This window comes from Psychromonas sp. Urea-02u-13, assembly GCF_002835995.1.
Classification (GTDB): domain Bacteria; phylum Pseudomonadota; class Gammaproteobacteria; order Enterobacterales; family Psychromonadaceae; genus Psychromonas.
The window spans coordinates 1-574 of sequence record NZ_PJBZ01000247.1; the positions used below are offsets into that span (position 1 = coordinate 1).

Below are 574 nucleotides of genomic sequence, written 5' to 3' on the forward strand. Positions count from 1 at the left end.
AGCGTACAAGCTACTACTAACTATTCCTGGTGTCGGCCCTGTTACTGCAGCTGCATTAATGGCGGCTGTTGGTGACGCCAACGTGTTTAAGAATGGTAGGCAACTTGCTGCGTGGATTGGGCTTACCCCTTCACAATACGCTAGTGGAGAAACCAATCGTATGGGTAAAATAACCAAGCGAGGAAATAGCGCGCTCAGGAAATATCTAATCCATGGTGCCCGCACTGTATTAAATTGGTGTGACAAAAAAGATGATGTATTAAGTTGCTGGTTAAAAAAACTCAAAGAGCGCATGCATGGGTGCAAAGCGGTGGTTGCTTTAGCCAATAAGCTAGCACGGATAGTTTGGTCGGTACTCTCAAGCAAACAACCCTTTAACGTAGCTAAAGCATGCTCATAAGCTGTGAGTAATCAACAAAATACTAGTAAATAAACGAATCAATCCACAACCCTAAACGGTAATTTGCATTGATGATTTAAAACGGTTTGTCTTACTTGGAACCTCATCGGGACTTCTGCCATCAAGGCATAGTGGGTGCAAAGGCTTGTAAGACTTCTTCTGGAATTCAGGAGG

1 protein-coding gene is annotated in these 574 nt (G+C 43.7%); it reads left to right on the top strand.

All coding sequences use genetic code 11. The features are described 5' to 3' along the window. A partial coding sequence (locus tag CXF74_RS21635) for an IS110 family transposase (RefSeq protein ID WP_157822528.1) occupies positions 1 to 400 on the top strand: 400 nt, incomplete at its 5' end. Positions 401 to 574: the final 174 nt, after the last annotated feature.